This window comes from Mesorhizobium sp. M8A.F.Ca.ET.021.01.1.1 (assembly GCF_003998025.1).
In the GTDB taxonomy this organism is placed as follows: domain Bacteria; phylum Pseudomonadota; class Alphaproteobacteria; order Rhizobiales; family Rhizobiaceae; genus Mesorhizobium.
The window spans coordinates 1-17,641 of sequence record NZ_RZSJ01000057.1 but is presented as its reverse complement, the minus strand read 5'-3'; the positions used below and the strand labels follow the sequence as shown (position 1 = coordinate 17,641).

General features: G+C 64.3%; 15 protein-coding genes. 7 read left to right on the top strand and 8 right to left on the bottom strand.

Features of this window, described 5'->3' with window-relative positions; all coding sequences use genetic code 11:
* Positions 1-516: 516 nt before the first annotated feature.
* From EOA36_RS07520 to lepA, 3 genes are all read right to left on the bottom strand, one after another.
* Positions 517-933, bottom strand: coding sequence for a hypothetical protein (locus EOA36_RS07520; protein ID WP_127276460.1), 417 nt, complete (start codon positions 931-933; stop codon positions 517-519).
* Positions 934-1,012: 79 nt separating this feature from the next.
* Positions 1,013-1,525 carry a hypothetical protein gene (locus tag EOA36_RS07515; RefSeq protein WP_127276458.1) on the bottom strand — a complete coding sequence of 171 codons (513 nt, stop codon included), beginning with the start codon at positions 1,523-1,525 and terminating at the stop codon, positions 1,013-1,015.
* Between the two features lie 213 nt (positions 1,526-1,738).
* Complete coding sequence (gene lepA, locus EOA36_RS07510; protein ID WP_127276456.1) at positions 1,739-3,544, bottom strand: translation elongation factor 4; 1,806 nt, start codon at positions 3,542-3,544, stop codon at positions 1,739-1,741.
* A gap of 206 nt (positions 3,545-3,750) precedes the next feature.
* Between lepA and EOA36_RS07505 the strand changes: the two genes are divergently transcribed.
* The 4 genes from EOA36_RS07505 to msrA all read left to right on the top strand — a co-directional run bounded on the left by EOA36_RS07505 (position 3,751) and on the right by msrA (position 7,289).
* The gene (locus EOA36_RS07505) at positions 3,751-4,833 is read left to right on the top strand and encodes a pilus assembly protein TadG-related protein (protein WP_127276454.1); all 1,083 of its coding nucleotides are present in this window, start codon (positions 3,751-3,753) and stop codon (positions 4,831-4,833) included.
* 362 nt (positions 4,834-5,195) lie between these two features.
* Positions 5,196-5,900: a DUF1223 domain-containing protein gene (locus EOA36_RS07495; protein WP_127276452.1), complete on the top strand. Its 705-nt coding sequence runs from the start codon at positions 5,196-5,198 to the stop codon at positions 5,898-5,900.
* Between the two features lie 113 nt (positions 5,901-6,013).
* Positions 6,014-6,331 carry a hypothetical protein gene (locus EOA36_RS07490; RefSeq protein WP_127276450.1) on the top strand — a complete coding sequence of 106 codons (318 nt, stop codon included), beginning with the start codon at positions 6,014-6,016 and terminating at the stop codon, positions 6,329-6,331.
* Positions 6,332-6,563: 232 nt separating this feature from the next.
* Positions 6,564-7,289 (top strand): peptide-methionine (S)-S-oxide reductase MsrA, encoded by a 726-nt coding sequence (gene msrA, locus EOA36_RS07485; protein WP_127276448.1) that lies wholly within the window; start codon positions 6,564-6,566, stop codon positions 7,287-7,289.
* 218 nt (positions 7,290-7,507) lie between these two features.
* Here msrA and EOA36_RS07480 read toward each other — a convergent pair whose 3' ends face one another.
* A complete protein-coding gene (locus EOA36_RS07480; RefSeq protein WP_127276446.1) occupies positions 7,508-8,512 on the bottom strand; it encodes a cytochrome d ubiquinol oxidase subunit II in 1,005 nt (334 codons plus the stop codon).
* 280 nt (positions 8,513-8,792) lie between these two features.
* The gene (locus EOA36_RS07470; protein WP_127276444.1) at positions 8,793-10,154 is read right to left on the bottom strand and encodes a cytochrome ubiquinol oxidase subunit I; all 1,362 of its coding nucleotides are present in this window, start codon (positions 10,152-10,154) and stop codon (positions 8,793-8,795) included.
* A gap of 295 nt (positions 10,155-10,449) precedes the next feature.
* On the opposite strand from EOA36_RS07470, the gene EOA36_RS07465 reads away from it, so the two are divergent.
* Together EOA36_RS07465 and EOA36_RS07460 are read left to right on the top strand one after the other, a co-directional pair.
* Positions 10,450-11,376, top strand: a complete 927-nt coding sequence (locus EOA36_RS07465) for an ABC transporter ATP-binding protein (protein WP_127276442.1) — start codon at positions 10,450-10,452, stop codon at positions 11,374-11,376.
* A complete protein-coding gene (locus EOA36_RS07460; RefSeq protein ID WP_127276440.1) occupies positions 11,373-12,152 on the top strand; it encodes an ABC transporter permease in 780 nt (259 codons plus the stop codon). The genes EOA36_RS07465 and EOA36_RS07460 overlap by 4 nt, the downstream gene beginning before the upstream one ends.
* A gap of 79 nt (positions 12,153-12,231) precedes the next feature.
* Here EOA36_RS07460 and EOA36_RS07455 read toward each other — a convergent pair whose 3' ends face one another.
* Complete coding sequence (locus EOA36_RS07455; protein ID WP_127276438.1) at positions 12,232-13,269, bottom strand: phosphatidylglycerol lysyltransferase domain-containing protein; 1,038 nt, start codon at positions 13,267-13,269, stop codon at positions 12,232-12,234.
* Between the two features lie 444 nt (positions 13,270-13,713).
* On the opposite strand from EOA36_RS07455, the gene EOA36_RS07450 reads away from it, so the two are divergent.
* Positions 13,714-14,898: an NAD(P)/FAD-dependent oxidoreductase gene (locus EOA36_RS07450; protein ID WP_127276436.1), complete on the top strand. Its 1,185-nt coding sequence runs from the start codon at positions 13,714-13,716 to the stop codon at positions 14,896-14,898.
* On the opposite strand, the gene EOA36_RS07445 is transcribed toward EOA36_RS07450, so the two are convergent.
* Together EOA36_RS07445 and EOA36_RS07440 are read right to left on the bottom strand one after the other, a co-directional pair.
* Complete coding sequence (locus EOA36_RS07445; RefSeq protein ID WP_127276434.1) at positions 14,890-15,114, bottom strand: hypothetical protein; 225 nt, start codon at positions 15,112-15,114, stop codon at positions 14,890-14,892. The two genes, EOA36_RS07450 and EOA36_RS07445, sit on opposite strands and share 9 nt — an antisense overlap.
* A gap of 130 nt (positions 15,115-15,244) precedes the next feature.
* Entirely contained in the window at positions 15,245-17,248 is a 2,004-nt protein-coding gene (locus EOA36_RS07440) for a PhoX family phosphatase (RefSeq protein ID WP_127276432.1), read from the bottom strand.
* Between the last annotated feature and the right edge of the window lie 393 nt (positions 17,249-17,641).

The window sequence follows — 17,641 nt, the reverse complement described above, 5'->3', positions numbered from 1 at the left end:
GCCCGAAAGATTATGACCATCCTCAGCGCCATGCTTCGACACAACCAACCCTGGTATCCAGACAAAGCCTGAAAACACAGTTGCTCATCCGACCTCGCTTCGCGAGGCCACCTTCTCCCACAAGGGGGAAGGAAGAAGCGCCGCGCCCTGCGCCACCTTCAGCGCCAGCGCCGCCCCTCATTGCCCTGCCGGGCATTTCTCCCCGTATAGGACGGGAGAAAGGGGCTGGCCGCAACGCCGGCACTTTTCTTGCAGCGCTGATAATTGGCGAAAGCGTCGGCCACAGCACCCCTCTCCCCGTCACTATACGGGGAGAGGATGCCGGCAGGCAGGTGAGGGGCAGCACCAACCTTCGTCGTCTTTACCCTAACCTGTGATCCTCACATGCGGCGCGAACACCCTGATCGCCTCGATAACGCATCGGATAGGCGCGAAACCGTACCTCTCACTCCGTCGCGCACCCCTCGACCGTCGCCTTCGGCGACACCTTCCCCCACAAGGGCGGGAAGGGAGAGCCTACCCGGTCACCGCCACATGCGGCGCCAGCCGCTTGATCGCGGCGACAATGTCCAGCCCGCTCATGTCGAGCGAGTTGACCTCCATGCGCACGGTGTTCCCGCCGAATAGCGCATTGGCCAGCGCGTCGGACGGCTCACCGGTCAGTTCGAAACTGACCATGCCCGAGCCCTTGCCGGAGGAGGAGAGGCGCACGCTTTGCACCCTGTGCCAGGGCACCAGCACGTCGCCGAGGCGGCGATCGCGAAAACCGTTTTCGTCGAGCACCACCTTGACCGAGGTGTCGAAGGCGCCGCGCACCATGTAGCCGCCGAACCCGAGGAAACCAAGCGCCAGCAACGCCACCAAAAACACCCGCCCGCCATCGGCGCCGTTGGCCAGCCCCTTCAGCGTATAGAAGCCAAAAATCGCCGCCATCAGCAACGACCCTGCGACGGAAGAGAACTTGTTGGTGGGACTGTTGCGGAGTTCGACGGGGGCGGACATTGGGGCGCACTCACCGGTCGGGCTTCAGCAAGGTCCAGATCCAGCCGATGAAGGTCAGCACCAGGAAGGGATAGCCGGCCGCCGGCAGCGGCGCCGAGGTCGGCAGCAAGGGCGCGCCCCACAGCACCATGCCCACCGACACCAGGAACAGCACGGCGGCAATGAGCCCGGTGATCCGCATCCACAGCGCAAAAGTGTTGGGCACGCTGACCAGGATCAGCGCCGCCGCCCAAAGCGAGATGCCGCCGACATAGGAAGGCACGCTGGCCTGCAACCCCGCCGCGTTGCCAGCCAGAAGCAGGCTCTCCCCGGCAAGGAAGGTCAGGAAGCCCGCGGCGACGCAATCATTGCCGAGCCGCTGGTATTTCATGGTGAGCAGTGCTGCGGCCACGACGAGCGCCACGCCGTCGATCGTCCAGAGCGTTTCACGCAGCGACGCGCTGGCGACGAAGGTGCCGGCCAGGCCGAAGGCGCCGCCGATGGCGAGGCCGAGAGAGGCGATGGTGTCTGAAGTGGTGCGCATGTGGTGTGTCCCCAAGCTAGGGGGAGGATACGTCGGAACGGAGTATACTCAAAGGGGCGGTCCGCCGTCCGGTGTGAAGCGCGTTAGCCCAGTTCAAATTGATTTTGGCGAGCTTGGGCGTGTCCGGCGAAAGGAAAGGCGGTAGGTATCCAGGGATGTCCCGTCACCCGCACTGGGGTGGGACCCGCTGCCTCGGGCCGGAGGCCGGACCCCTCAATCGCCCATCTTCAGCGCCTGGATAAACGCCTCCTGCGGAATATCGACCTTGCCGAACTGGCGCATCCGCTTCTTGCCCTCTTTCTGCTTGTCGAGCAGCTTGCGCTTGCGCGAGACGTCGCCGCCGTAGCACTTCGCCGTGACGTCCTTGCGCAGCGCCGAGATGGTTTCGCGCGCGATGACCTTGCCGCCGATGGCGGCCTGGATCGGGATCTTGAAGAGGTGGTGCGGGATCAGCTCCTTCAGCTTCTCGCACATCTGCCTGCCGCGCTTTTCCGCCGCCGTGCGGTGCACCAGCATCGAGAGCGCGTCGACCGGCTCCTCATTGACCAGGATCGACATCTTCACCAGGTCGCCCTCGCGGTAGTCGGTCAGGTGGTAGTCGAACGAGGCGTAGCCTTTGGAGATCGACTTCAGGCGATCGTAGAAATCGAAGACCACTTCGTTGAGCGGCAGATCGTAGGTCAGCATGGCGCGCTTGCCGACATAGGAGAGGTCGGCCTGGATGCCGCGCCGGTCCTGACAGAGTTTCAGGATGCCGCCGAGATAGTCGTCGGGGGTCAGGATGGTGGCGCGGATCCATGGCTCTTCGATGGCCGAGATTTTCACCACGTCGGGCATGTCGGCCGGGTTGTGCAGTTCCTTGACCGAGCCGTCATTGAGCAGCAGCCGATAGACGACCGATGGCGCGGTGGCGATCAGGTCGAGGTTGAACTCGCGCTCCAGCCGCTCCTGGATGATTTCGAGATGCAACAGGCCAAGGAATCCGCAGCGATAGCCGAAGCCCAGCGCCGCACTGGTTTCCATTTCATAGGAGAAGCTGGCGTCGTTGAGGCGCAGTTTGCCGACGGCGGCGCGCAGGTCCTCGAAATCGGCGGCGTCGACCGGGAACAGGCCGCAGAACACCACCGGCTGCGCCGGCTTGAAGCCGGGCAAGGCATGCGCGGTCTGGCGCCTGTCCTCGGTGATGGTGTCGCCGACGCGGGTGTCGGCCACTTCCTTGATCGAGCCGGTGAAGAAGCCGAATTCGCCGGGGCCGAGCTCGTCGACATTGATGCGGGCGGGCGTGAACACGCCGGTGCGCTCGACCAGATATTTTGCGCCGGTGCCCATCATGCGGATGGTCTGGCCTTTCCTGAGCACGCCGTCGATGATGCGCACCAGCACGATGACGCCGAGATAGGCGTCGTACCAGCTGTCGACCAGCATCGCCTTCAGCGGTGCCGTGGCATCGCCCTCGCGCGGCGGCGGCAATTGGTGGACGATGGCTTCCAGCACGTCGGGAATGCCCAGCCCGGTCTTCGCCGAGATCAGCACGGCGCCCGAAGCGTCGATGCCGATCACCTCCTCGACCTGCTCGCGGATGCGCTCCGGCTCGGCGGCCGGCAGGTCGACCTTGTTCAGCACCACGACGATCTCGTGGTTGTTGTCGATCGCCTGGTAGACATTGGCGAGCGTCTGCGCCTCGACGCCCTGGCTGGCATCGACCACCAGCAGCGAACCTTCGCAGGCGGCCAGCGACCGCGACACTTCATAGGCGAAGTCGACATGGCCGGGCGTGTCGATGAGGTTGAGGATATAGTCCTCGCCATTGTTGGCGCGGTACTTAAGCCGCACCGTCTGCGCCTTGATGGTGATGCCGCGCTCGCGCTCGATGTCCATCGAGTCCAGCACCTGCTCCTTCATGTCGCGCAGCTCCAGCCCGCCGGTCGACTGGATCAGGCGGTCGGCGAGCGTCGATTTGCCATGGTCGATATGGGCGACGATGGAAAAATTGCGGATGTGGTCGAGGGGCGTGCTCATGCCGCGCGCTTTAGCAGGGGCGGCAAGCGGCGGCAAGGCTTGGCGCCCAAGGGCTGCCCGCCGCACACAAAGCGGTGAAATCGGCAAAAGAATCGAAAAACCGGTCTGCGCGCCAACGATGCATAAACTTTAATCGTTCAGATTAGACCTTGGTTTGCCGGCTGCGTGGTAATCGCACGCTCGCTAATGCCTGTTGGGGGTTGGAAATGTTCAAGCTTGCAAGCGGCTTTGCCCGTTCCCGCGGCGGGTCGATGATGCCGCTCTTCCTGGTGAGCCTGATGCCGCTGATCGCGGCCGTCGGCTTCTCGGTCGACTACACCAGCGCGGTCCAGACCAGGTCCAACCAGCAGCAGGCGCTGGATGCCGCGATCCTGACGATCACCACCATGGACACCACGTCGACGCTGCCGCAGCGCCAGACGATGCTGCAGGATTCCTTCATCGCCAACGGCGGACAAGGCACAGCGACGCTGACCAGCTTCGTGGCTGGGACCACCGCCACCGCGACCACCGCGCGGGCCACGGCAAGTTTCGCCATGCCGACCGTTTTCATGACCATCGCCAGGATCGACACCGTGCCGATCGCGGTGGCCTCGGCGGTCAGCAAGCCGCCGGCGCTGGTCGCGGCCAACTTCAAGGTCACCGGCGTATCGGGCTACTGGAACAAGAAGATGACGCTCTACGGCACGCAATTCGGTGCGACGACGGCCAAGCCGCTGATGACGATCGACTACGTCTATGGCAAGACCGGAGACCCGAAGGGCTATGGCACCACCACCACCAGCATCCTTACGACCGATTCGACCGGCAAGACCGTCACCACGGTGGCCCAGACGCAGGTTTGCAAGCTCGCCGGCTCCAACCCGCCCGCCGGTGCGGTGATCCAGACCGACAAGTTCCAGACAAAATTTTACTGTGTCGACACGATGTATCCCGCCGATGGCACCGGCGCGTCCATCGATGTCAGCCAGATGGGTGGCCTCAGTCTGCAGATGTATGTGCCATCAGGCAACCCGCAATATCTCAAGACGAATGATCCGACCACCTCCAACCGGCTCTACAGCGGGATCAAGGATCCGCAGACCAACGCTATCAATTACAATGAGATCGCGACCGGCCAGGTCGTCGATATCTTCGGCCTCGTGCCTTGCGGTTCGACAGGCTATCAGGCCTGGGAAGACGGCGGCAACGCGGTCCCGGCGCCGGTCAGCAACGCCGACTTCTTCTACAACGTGACCGGCAAGTGCGACTTCAACAAGCGGCCCTCGGACACCGCGCTGACACAGTAACACTGCCGATCTCCCCCCTCGTGGGGGAGATGGCCGGCAGGCCAGAGGGGGGCGCTGTCCCGCCGACCTTGCCAAGTTCACGATGTTCCGCCCTGGGTCGACCGGCCATGTCCCCCGCGTGCGCCGACATCTGTTTAAAAGCGCGAGCATAGGCGCTCTACGCCCCCCTCTGTCCTGCCGGACATCTCCCCCACGAGGGGGGAGATTGGACGCGCGACCGTTTTCGCCAATCTCCAGCGCCGCAAGGAAGAGGGGCAGGCGCTCTTCAATCACAAACCGGTGAGCGCTGTAACGAAGCGGCAAGTGGCGGCGAAGTGGGGATATGACGGGCGCATCGTGGCGCCCTCCCAGGGAGCAAGCCGATGTCGCCAGTCATCTCAAGCAGGGTCCTCGCACTGTCCGGCCTCGCCGCTCTGGCGCTCGCCGCCTCGCTCGGCGCGGCGGCAGCCCAGCCGCTCAGCGTGGTCGAACTGTTCACCAGCCAGGGCTGCTCGTCCTGTCCGCCGGCCAATGCCAACCTCATCAAGGTCAAGGACCGGCCCGGCGTGCTCGCGCTGTCGTTCAACGTCACCTATTGGGACTATCTCGGCTGGAAGGACACGTTCGGCAAGCAGGAATTCACCCAGCGCCAGGTTTCCTACGAGCCGCCGCTCGGCCATGACGGGCCGTTCACGCCGCAAGTGGTGGTCAACGGCCATGCCGACGTCGTCGGCGCCGCACCCGGTGAGATCGAACATCTGATCACTGCCACGGCCAAGACCGGCGGTCCGTCGCTTTCGCTCGACGGCGGCAAGGTCGCGATCGGCGCCGGCGCGGCACCGGGCGGCAAGGCCGATGTCTGGCTGGTGCGCTACACCAAGGGTGTCGTCGAGGTGCCGGTGGCGCGCGGCGAAAACACCGGCCGCACCTTGCCGCACGCCAATGTCGTGCACGCGCTGACAAAACTCGGCAGCTGGAGCGGCGAGGCCAAGACGCTCGATCTGCCGGCAGCCTCGGGCGGCCTCAGCACCGCCGTGCTGGTGCAGTCGCCCGGCGGCGGGCCGATCCTGGCCGCCGCCGCCAACTAGATCGCGTTCGAGCAGAGATTTGCCGAGCAGAGATTTGCGCCACCGCATGGGCGGCGGCGCAAGACCCCGGCCGTCCAAAAGGGCGTGCCACCAACCCCACAAGGAAACCGACCATGACCAATTTCTCCCGCCTGACGCTGCCGGCGCTCGCGCTCGCTCTGTGCTCGACCGCGCTGTTTGCCGGCGGCATCGCGCGCGCCGATGATGCCACCAATGCGATGAAGCCCGCCGCGGACGCCATGAAGCCGGCCGCGGACGCGATGAAGCCGGCAACCGATGCGATGAAGCCGGCCGACCCGATGGCCACCAACTCCATGAAGCCCGCCGCCGATGCCATGAAGCCCGCTGCGGATGCCATGAAGCCCGCCGCGGACGCGATGAAACCGGCGACCGATGCCATGAAGCCGGCAACGGATGCCACCGCCAATTGAGCTTGGCGCGTGGCTGTCCCCGGCGGGCTCCCTGTCCAGCCGGGGACAGTCGCTGGAACAATCCCGGCAAAGGCTTGAAGCGGTTTTGCGTCGGGGACTACGTCAAGGCGAAAGTCCCGGCGCACGCGAATGTGAGGCGCCGCCGCAACTCGCGCATCGCGCCACCGTAGCTGATCCAATAGACTGATCCCCCAAATTACTGATCAACGGGGAAGCCATGAGGAGTGCAACCATGACCAACACCAACAACCGTTCGGCCGGTCTTGTCCGGGGCGCGCTCGCCGCACTCGCCCTTGCCGTCGCGGGCGCCGCCTTCTGGCTGACGCCGGCCATCTCCGCCGAGGACGCGGTGAAAATCCCGCCGCCGGCAATCGACGAAAAGGCGGCCACGGGCAGCGAAAAGGCAATCTTCGCCGGTGGCTGCTTCTGGGGCGTGCAGGGCGTGTTCCAGCACGTCAAGGGCGTCAGCAAGGCGGTTTCCGGCTATACTGGCGGCGCCAAGGACGACGCCGTCTACGAGACGGTCGGCACCGGCCGCACCGGCCATGCCGAATCCGTCGAGATCACCTATGATCCCTCCGTCGTCACCTACGGCCAGCTGCTGCAGGTCTATTTCTCGGTAGCCCACAACCCGACCCAGCTCAACTACCAGGGACCGGACTCCGGCACCCAGTACCGCTCGACGATCTTCGCCGAGAATGACGCGCAGAAGAAGATCGCGCAGAGCTACATCGCCCAGCTCGACAAGGCCAAGGTGTTCTCCGAGCCCATCGTCACCACGCTGGAGACCGGCAAGACCTTCTATCCGGCCGAAAACTACCACCAGGACTTCCTGACGCTGAACCCGACCTACCCCTACATCGTCTACAACGACCTGCCCAAGGTGGCGAATTTGAAGACGCTGTTCCCGGCGCTCTACAGCGAAAAGCCGGTACTGGTGCTGTCGGCGAGTAATTAAGAGAGGATAGGCCGGCGGGACAGCGCCCCTCTCTGCCCTGCCGGGCATCTCCCCCCTCAAGGGGGGAAATCGGCAGCTTCGGCGTCTCGCCAGCTTTCCGCGTTGGAGATTGGCGAAAGCCTAGCCAACATCGATCTCCCCCCTCGAGGGGGGAGATGGCCGGCAGGCCAGAGAGGGGCGCCTCGCCGTGACCTCTACCGCAAGCGCTCGATCACCCCTCAATCGTAAGTCAGATCCGTCGCCTTGCCGCCGAACACGCGGTAGGCGTAGAACGAATAGAAGATGATCACCGGCAGCACCACCACGGTGCCGGCCAGGATGATCGCCAGGCTCTCGGTGGCCGATGCCGCCTGCCAGATGGTCAGGCGATCGGGCACCACGAACGGATAGAACGACCAGGCCAGCCCGGCAAAACCGAGCGCGAAGATGGCGGCGAGCGTCAGGAACGGCGTCAGCGCATGGCGGTCGTCGGGCCTCGGCAGGTGGAAGGTCTGCCGCCACAGCCAGAGGAACAGCAGCGCCGACAGGATCGGCAGCGGCGACAGATAGAGCATCTGTGGCCAGACGAACCATTTGTCGAAGATGCGCGGGCTGGCGAAGGGCGTCGCCAGCGACACCGCGGCCATGCCGAGCGCGGTCAGCACCAGTGCCGTGCGCAGCCAGCGCACAGCCTTCTTCTGAAGCTCGCCTTCGGTCTTGTAGATCACCCAGGCAGCGCCCATCGCCGCGTAGGCGGCCGCCAGGCAGAACGCCACCAGCACGCCGAACGCCATGCCGCCCCGCCCGACATCGAGGCCGAGCACGTAGACGCCCAGCATGTAGCCCTGCGCCAGCGAGGCGATGACCGAACCCAGGAAGAAAATACGGTTCCAGCGATGTTTTTTCCCCGCCGGCACCTTGGCGCGGAAATCGAAGGCGACGCCGCGCAGGATCAGCCCGACCAAAAGCACGAAGACGGGAATGTAGAGCGCGGTGAGGATGACGCCATGCGCCAGCGGAAAGGCGACCAGAAGCAGGCCGACGGCCAGCACCAGCCAGGTCTCGTTGGCGTCCCAGAACGGGCCGATTGCCGCGATCATCGTGTCCTGCTCGGTGTCCTCGGCGGCGGCGAACAGGATGCCGATGCCGAGGTCGAACCCGTCGAGAATGACATAGATCAGGATGGCGAGGCCCATCAGACCGGCGAAGATGAGGGGGAGCAGGGTTGGCCAGTCATAGGTCATCGGGATATCTCCCAGCCGCGATGGGCCGGGTGCACGGCCTTACCGCTTGAAGCGATCGTTTCAAATCGATTATCGGGGTTGGCGCCGCCCGTCATCGCCCTGCCGGGCACTTCCCGTATAGTGGCGGGGAGAAGTGGGCTGGCCGCACCGCCGGCACCCCTCCAGCAACGCTGACGAGAAGCGAAACCGGCGACGACAGCGCCCCTCTCCCCGTCACTATACGGGGAGAGGATGCCGGCAGGCAGGTGAGGGGCGGCGCGGACCTGCGATGAAAGCATGCTCACTCCCCCGCCGCCGGTTGCGACATGGCCGTCTTCATCACGCCCGGCAGCGGCGATGAATCGCCATCCTTGGCCGCCTTCAGCGCCAGGTGCACCAGCACGCCGAGATAGGCGATCAGCAAAAGCAGGTAGAGCAGGAGATAGATGGCGAGCGTCAGCGCGACATGGCTGCCGGCCACCGGACCGACGGCGTCGGCGGTCTTCAGCACGCCGGTCACCAGCCAGGGCTGGCGGCCGATCTCGGTCGTGTACCAGCCGGCCAGTGTCGCCAGCCAGCCCGACAGCGCCATCGGCACCATCAGCAGGGCGAGCGGCCTGGGCAGCGAATGCCGGCGCTTGAGGAAGAAGGCGGCCGACCACGAGACGGCGAGCATCAAAAGCCCGGTGCCGACCATGATGCGGAAGCTCCAGAAGAGCGGAAAGACCGGCGGGTGGTTGCCGGGGTAGTCGTTCAGCCCTGGCACCACGCCGTCGGTGCCGTGCCGCAGGATAAGGCTGGCCCCATCCGGAATCGCGACCTCGAATCTGTTTTCCTTCGCCGCCTCGTCGGGGAGCGCGAACAGCACCAGCGGCACGTTGGGGCCGGTGTTCCAGTTGGCCTCCATGGCCGCGATCTTCTGCGGCTGGTGTTCCAGCGTGTTGAGCCCATGCTGGTCGCCGGCCAGGATCTGGATCGGGATCAGGATGGCGGCGGTGAAGACGCCGGTGCGCAGCGCCTTCCACATCGATTCCGAACGGTCGCCCCTGAGGTGGCGCAGCGCCGACAGGCCAGCGATCAGGAACGAGACCGTAAGCCCCGAGGCGAGCAGCATGTGCACCAGCCGGTAGGGCATGGACGGGTTGAAGACGATGGCCCACCAGTCGACGGCATGTGCCACGCCATCGCGCATCTCGAAGCCGGCCGGGGTCTGCATCCAGGAATTGAGCGCGATGATCCAGAAGGCCGACAGCGTGGTGCCGCCGGCAACCAGCACCGTCGCCAGCGTGTGGACGCGGTTGGAAACGCGACGGAACCCGAACAGCATGATGCCGAGGAAGGCCGCTTCGAGGAAGAAGGCGGTGAGGATCTCGTAGGCGAGCAGCGGTCCGGCGATGTTGCCGACATGCTCCATGTAGCCCGGCCAGTTGGTGCCGAACTGGAAGCTCATGGTGACGCCCGAAACCACGCCCATGGCAAAGGACAGCGCGAACACCTTCACCCAGGTGAAATAGGCGCGCATCCAGGCGGAATCATTGGTCGCGTTATAACGCAGCTTGAAGAACAGCAGCACCCAGCCAAGGGCAATGGTGATCGTCGGAAACAGGATATGAAACGAAATATTCGCGCCGAACTGCATGCGCGAGAGAATAAGCGGGTCCATGGCGGGCTCCGGCTGCTTATTATTTCGACGCAACTCCGGGCAGAAAACCTCTTTACACTTTTCCTGGAATTGCTCCAATACTGGCGAAGGATAGGCCCGAAGCGGGGGCAGGTCAAAGCGGCGTCCTGCCGCGAGGCTGAACGCCACAGGACAATTTTACCGGATGCAGGCGATCTGTCTTCAGGCTGCCCGCGCCCCGGTGTCGAGAACTGGCAGCAGCGGCATTGACTTGCGGTTGCACCGGGCGACAACAGGCCTATATGAAGTCACCTCTTTCAGGCAGCCGTTTTCAACCATGCCCTCCATTCTGTCCATTTCCGGGGTCTCCAAGACCTACGCCACCGGCTTCACCGCGCTCAAGGAAGTCAATCTCGATATCCAGCGGGGCGAGATTTTCGCCCTGCTCGGCCCCAACGGCGCCGGCAAGACGACGCTGATCTCGATCGTCTGCGGCATCGTCAACCGCTCGTCGGGCACCGTCACGGTCGACGGGCACGACATCAACAAGGACTATCGCGCCGCGCGCAGCCTGATCGGGTTGGTGCCGCAGGAACTCACCATCGACGCCTTCGAGAGCGTCTGGGCAACGGTCAATTACAGCCGCGGCCTGTTCGGCAAGCCGGCCAATCCGGCCTTTGTCGAGAAGGTGCTGCGCGATCTGTCGCTCTGGGACAAGAAGGACGCCAAGGCCATCACCCTGTCGGGCGGCATGAAGCGGCGGCTGATGATCGCCAAGGCGCTGTCGCACGAGCCGCGCATCCTGTTCCTCGACGAGCCGACCGCCGGCGTCGACGTCGAGCTGCGCCAGGACATGTGGGAGATGGTGCGCCGGTTGCGCGAGGACGGCGTCACCATCATCCTCACCACGCACTATATCGAGGAAGCCGAGGCCATGGCCGACCGCGTCGGCGTCATCAACCGCGGCGAAATCATCCTGGTCGAAGGCAAGGCCGAACTGATGCGCAAGCTCGGCCGCAAGCAGATGACGGCGGAGCTGCGCGCGCCGCTCGCCAGCGTGCCCGACGGGCTCTCGCACTACGCGCTCGAACTGTCGCCGGACGGCACCCAACTCACCTACACCTATGACAACCAGAGCGACCGGCCGGGCGTCGCCTCGCTGATCAGGGATCTCGAGGCGGCCGGCATCCAGTTCCGCGATCTCGACACCAAGAACAGCTCGCTCGAAGAGATCTTCGTCAATCTCCTGAGGCAAAAGCCATGAACCTGCGTGCGGCCCCTAATTTTCGCGCGGTATGGGCGATCTACCGGGTCGAGATGGCGCGTGCGTTCCGCACCGTGCTGCAGAGCATCATCTCGCCGGTCATCTCGACCTCGCTCTATTTCGTCGTCTTCGGCTCGGCCATTGGCTCGCGCATCACCGAGATCGACGGCATCAGCTACGGCGCCTTCATCGTGCCGGGACTGATCATGCTGTCACTCTTGACGCAGTCGATCTCTAACGCCTCCTTCGCCATCTATTTCCCGAAATTCGTCGGCTCGATCTACGAACTTTTGTCAGCTCCGGTCTCCTATCTGGAGATCGTCATCGCCTATGTCGGTGGGGCAGCGACCAAGTCGATCATCCTCGGCCTGATCATCCTGGCGACGGCTTCGCTGTTCGTGCCGCTACAGATCGAGCATCCGTTCTGGATGCTCGCCTTCCTGATCCTGACGGCGGTCACCTTCAGCCTGTTCGGCTTCATCATCGGCATCTGGGCGAAAAGCTTCGAGCAGCTGCAGTTGGTGCCACTGCTGATCGTCACCCCGCTGACCTTCCTCGGCGGCAGTTTCTATTCGATCCACATGCTGCCAGGCATCTGGAAGACGATTACGCTGTTCAACCCCGTGGTTTACCTGATCAGCGGCTTTCGCTGGAGTTTCTACGGCAAGGCCGACGTCTCGGTCGGCATCAGCCTCGGCATGACGCTGGTGTTCCTGGCCGCCTGCATCGCGATCGTCGCCTGGATCTTCCGGACCGGCTACCGGCTGCGCAACTGATCGGCTGAAGGCGTCCTGAGCCGCAGCCGAGATTTGTGAGATTCAGCGCAGGCCGGCCTCACCTGAATATCGGCGGATCTCAGATGGCCTTGACCAGCCGCAGCAGCCCCAGCATCTCGATGTAGGCCCCCTCGCGAAAGGCGATATAGACCGGCTCCTCGGCGCCATGGAAGCGGCGCTTGAATGCCGCCTGTCCCTGCAGGTTGAACCTGCGGCGGTTGATCCAGGGCGAGTCGTAGGCGCGCTGGAAGGTGTTGCGCCAGAACTCGCTTTCGGCAAATCCGCTCGGGCCGACATCGACCAGCGGCGACAGGCCGAGCGTCACCACCGAAACGCCTTCCTCGCGAAAGCGGTCGACGGCGAATTTGGTCAGGCCGATCTCGGCATGCGGCGAGGCATCGATATGCTTGCGCTTGAAGGCGGTGGTGTAGCCGATCACCTTGCCGTCGGCGAACAGCGGATCGAAGTCGAGCAGGGCGACCAGGTCGCCATCGGGACCGTGCAGGACGAAACGGCGCATGTCGGTGCCGAGCTGCTCGTAAAACGGACGGTTGAGAAAACCCATCTCCCAGCGCTTGACGATACGGTCGCCGCGCCAGTTTTGGGAGAGCCGGGAGATCTCGTCGAGATGGATCGTGCGCTTGTCCTCCTCGAACGAAAAGCCTTTCTTCAGCAGCCAGCGCTCGGAATAGCGCACGGTCTCGTTGCGCTTGCCGGAAAAATCATGGTCGGGCAGGACAAGGCGGGTGTCGATGCCCAGCCGGTTGACCTTGTAGCCGAGTCCGGCAAGGACCTGGGCGGTCTGTTCGCCGATCTGCACGAACCATGGGCCGCCGGCACGCTCGACGAAGCGTCTGATATAATCGGGCCGCTGCGCCGGCGCCGCCACCGGATCGCCGAGCGCGAAATGATGCCTCATCTTGGTGCCGAAGGCGATGTAGCCGTCGGCGTCGCCAAAATAGGAAAGCTTGCGCTGCGCGGCGGTGGAATAGGCGAGCGAGAAATCGCCATAGCGGCGCACCAGCGCCAGCCGCTCGACATGCGTCAGCGCCAGTCGCTCGACCTTGGGCGAGGCGCCCTCGAGGATGTTGTCGAAATAGATCCGCAAGGAGGGCATGGTCGAGATTCCGCGTGCCGTCTGCGGCGCCGCATGCCTTGAATGGCACGCAAGACCGCCGTGGCGCCTTGATTTCTAGCGGGAAGCCGAGTCGGTTACGGGTTCGAATTCCTGCATCGTCAGAAGAGGTCCACCAGCCCCCGGACCTCGAATCAATCACTTTGCCGCGACCTGGTTATCGCCGATGCCGCCGATATGCCATATAGGGCTGGATGTATTCGGACAGAAGCGGGCAACCGTTTCATGTCGTGGTTTTGGCCGCGGTTGCGCGATCCGGTTGTTTTCGCCTGGCGGCGGAATGCTCCGGGGCGAGACCACGGCTCGGCGCGGGCCCATCGAAAATCGGCATCGATTTGCCGTTCGGGGTCGGCGCGCGATCAAACTGTTACAGCGGCCTGCGAGCCTTTCGGGGTTGCCGCAAGGGCAAATGGGATTCGAGTGTGAATGGCTGACACGGCATCCGGGACGATGATGGAGCAGTTGCTGGCGGTCGAGCCGGCGATCGTCATTGGCGCCGGTGCCGCGGGGTTGGCTGTCGCGCGGGCCTTGATGAAGGCCGGCGTGGCGACGGTGGTGCTGGAGAAGGAAAGCCGGCTGGCCGAGCCCTGGCGTCGGCGCCACGAACAGCTGCACCTCAATACCCACCGCGATCTCTCGGCGCTGCCCGGCCTCACCTATCCCAAGGGTACTCCCGCCTTTCCGCACCGGGATGTCGTCATCCGCCATATGAACGATTTCCATGAGGCGAACCATTTGCCGGTCGAGTTTGGCATTTCCGTCGAGGCCATCATCCCCGGGGGCGACCACTGGATCGTGCGCACCAGCGCCGGCTCGCGCCTGGCGCGTCATGTCGTTGTCGCAACCGGCCGCGACAGGGAGCCCTACACGCCGCAATGGAAGGGCATGGAAGCGTTCGCGGGCCGGATCATCCATTCGGCCGATTTTGGCGACGCCCACACCTATGCGGGCAAGAAGGTGCTGGTTGTCGGCGCCGGCAATTCGGGCTTCGATGCCCTCAATCATCTGGCGGGCATCGATACCGCCGCTATCTGGCTGTCGGCCCGCAACGGCCCCGCCCTCTTGCCCAAGCGTATCGGCAAGATCGCCGTGCACCGCCTCTCGCCGTTCATGGCGCGCTTGCCGCTGCGCGTCGCCGATGCGGTCATGGCGGTGACGCAGCGCCTGGTTTTCGGCGATCTCACCAAATTCGGCATGCCGCGGGCACCTGCCGGCGGCGCCAGCCGTCTGACTTCGGACTACACCGCGATCGCCGCCGATGATGGCGCCGTCAAGGCCATCAAATCGGGCAGGATCCTGGTGGTGCCGGGGATACGGGAGTTCACCCGCGATGGCGTCATGCTGGCCAATGGCAGCCTGATCGCTCCCGACATCGTCATTGCCGCGACGGGCTACCGCACCGGCCTGGAGCGCATGGTCGGCAATCTCGGCGTGCTCGACGAGAAAGGCGTTCCGCTCTTCAACGGCGGCCAGGCCGATCCGAAACTGCCGGGCCTGTGGTTCACCGGCATGCGGCCGAGCATCCGCGGCTGCTTCGCCAATGCCGGCATATTGGCCAAGGCGATAGCCAGGCGCATCGCCGGTCCCGGCCAGCCGGGCACCTCACGCTGATTTCGGCTCCAGCCGCCGGAAACCGACGGCCTCGGTCAGCATCTCCTCGTCGACCATGCCGGCATTGTAGAGGGCAAGCAAGGTGAGCGCCAATTCACGCGCCTCCGTGGATTCGGGATGCGCTTGCCGTCGGCGGCAGGCCTCATCGAAGACACGTTGCAACGTGGCCACTTCGTCAGGTTTGAGCAGGCCACGGTCGTAGATCGACTTGGGCATGGCGATGATCTCCTGATCGCGATTTAGGGCGCCATGTGTAAATTACCAATCTTTCCCGAGGCTTGAATGCAATGCCGCGCAAAAAAGAGGGGCCGCGGATCGCCGAAGCCCCTCTCGTTTTGTCTCGCTGTCAGACGCCGATCTTGCCGCCGCCCTGCTTGGTGATCGCCACGACCGCCGGCCGCACCGGCATGTCGGGGTTGAAATCGGGCCAGCGGGTCGACGGGTCCTCATAGTAGGAGGGCCGGCCAAACGCGTCCCAGTCCTCGCCGCCGTCGCCCGGATGCTGGACGGCGACGAAGGCGGTCTGATCGTCCGGCGTAAACAGCGGGCCGCACATCTCGGCGCCGATCGGCACCCGGAAGAACAGTTTCGAGGTCGCCCGCGCCGATCCTTCCGTGTCCACCGCCCATAGGCCATCGGTGCGGCCGGTGGCCTTCGGGCCCTGGCCGTCGGTGGCGACCCACAGGCGCCCGGCCGAATCGACCGCGCAATTGTCGGGCATGCCGAACCAGCCATTGGCCGTCGTCGCGGTGGAGAAGGTGGCGCCGACATCGGCCACCGACGGGTCGCCGCATTTCAGCAGCACTTCCCACTTGCCCTTTGTGGCGGCGAAATCGCCGCCGTCCTCGACGATCTCGATGATGTGGCCGAAGGCATTCCCGGCGCGCGGGTTGGCGGCGTCGGCCTGATCGGCCTTGCGCTTGGAATTGTTGGTCAGCATGACATAGACCTTGCCGTTGCCGGCATTGGGCTGGATGTCTTCGGGCCGGTCCATCTTGGTGGCGCCAAGCAGGTCGGCGGCGCGGCGCGTCTCGATCAGCACGTCGGCCTGGCCGGCAAAACCGTTTTCCGCCGTCAGCGGACCCTGGCCGAACACGATCGGCATCCATTCGACCGAGCCGTCCTCGGCGAATTTGGCGACATGCAGCGTGCCGTCGTCGAGCAGGTCCTTGTTGGCTGCGCGGTCGCCGGCATTGAACATGCCCTTGGTGACGAATTTGTAGACATAGTCGAAGCGCTCGTCGTCGCCGAGATAGAAGACGACGCGGCCGTCCTTGGCGACGATCGATTCGGCGCCCTCATGCTTGAAGCGGCCCATGGCGGTGCGCTTGCGCGGCACCGAATCCGGGTCGTTGACATCGACCTCGACGATCCAGCCGAAGCGGTTGGGCTCGTTCGGCTCCTTGGCGAGGTTGAAGCGGTCGTAATGCGCGCCCCATTCATAGGCGCCTTCCGGGATGCCGAGGCGCTTGTAGTTGGCGGCTTCCTTGTGGCCTTCCGGCAGCTCGCCGGAGAAATAGCCATGGATGTTCTCCTCGGCCATCACATAGGTGCCCCAGGGCGTGACGCCGCCGGCGCAGTTGTTGATCGTGCCGAGGACTTTCGTTCCGGACGGATCGGCATTGGTCTTGACGCGGTCATGGCCCGCGACCGGGCCGGACAGCGTCATCTCGGTGCTGGAGGTGATGCGGCGGTTGAGCTTGCCGTCACGCACAACCTGCCATTTGCCGCCGTCCTTGCGGATCTCGACGATGGTGCCGCCATGCGCGGCCATCTCGACATCGACCTGCTCCTTCGAGAGCGGCGCCACCTCGGCCGCCTTCTTGCCGTCCTTCTCGACGATCTTGACGATACCCGGGAACATCAGATGCGGGTTGGTGTATTCGTGGTTGACCACCAGCAGGCCATGTTCCGCCGAGCCATCGATCGCGATGTAGCCGACATAGTCGTTGTTGTAGCCGAACTGCCTGGCCTGGGCTTGTGCCGACTGCTTGGTCGGATCGAATTCCGGCGAATCGGCAAACAGCGGATCGCCCCAGCGAAGCAACACATCGGCGTCGTAGCCCGGCGCGACATGGTGCTTGTCGTCGATGCCGGCCTCCAACTCGTCGAACTTGAAGGCCGAGCTTTCCGCGGCGCGGGCATCGTCGGCGGCGATCATCGCCAGCGGGCTGACGGTGGCGGCGATCGCCGAGACGGCAAGCGAACCCTTGAGGAAGCCCCGGCGCGAAAACCGCGCGGCGATGATCTCGCCCATCGTGCGGTTTTCGCTGGGATTGTTGGCCGGGCCTTCGTTTTCCTCGAGCAGGCTGGTGCGGAATCGGGCGTCGGGGGAGCAATGTTCGGTCATGAGAGCCTCTGGCTGGATTGGCTGGAGCTTGTTTCCTGATCGACCGCCTTACAGTCGGCCGATCACATTTTCGTGACAAGGTATCGGCGCTGCCGCGGCCTCACGACGCCATTTTTCACGCCGGACCTCGGACTTTAGTCCAGTCTTGCGCCTGCAAAGGTCCTGGGAGACAAACGCAACGGTCGGAGGTCGCTTCCGGTCACCACGTGTTTCGGCGATGTTGGTTGCACTGCAACGTTGGGGTGGGTGCACCGGCTCAATCGACGGAGTTCAGGGATGCACGGATCGATAACGGCCCGTTGTTGCCGGCTGGCTTTCGGATCGGCTGCGCTTCTGGCGCTGACCATCGCTCCCTATGGAATTGCCTTTCATGGCTTCGTGCCTGGAATCGAG